Source organism: Acinetobacter sp. 24-47-62 (assembly GCF_056779765.1).
Genome location: NZ_JBWYIN010000049.1, coordinates 1 through 296, shown reverse-complemented (window position 1 = coordinate 296; position 296 = coordinate 1). Strand labels below are relative to the sequence as shown.

Below are 296 nucleotides of genomic sequence, written 5' to 3'. Positions count from 1 at the left end.
AACAAAAGTGACAGCATTACCTGAGGCAGTACAAGCAGAAAAAGATGCGCTACAAGGTCGTTTAAATGATCTGGTTGATATCACTTTACCAACAGTAAATGACGAAGATGAAGATGGTGTTGTTGATGATATTGGTGAAGCTCTAGCAGCGGCTGAAGCAGCAGTAGAGGCAGCAGAAGCAGCATATGCAGCGGCAGAACAAGCGCTGATCGATGCAAATGCCAATGGCCTCATCACCCCAACAGAACTTACTGCACTGACTCAAGCACGTGATGATGCACTTGCTGCGAAAACAG

The 296-nt window shown here is 46.3% G+C and carries 1 protein-coding gene; it reads left to right on the top strand.

From position 1 onward, the window contains the following. A partial coding sequence (locus AC1M87_RS14835) for a GA-like domain-containing protein (protein WP_481594130.1) occupies positions 1–296 on the top strand: 296 nt, incomplete at both ends.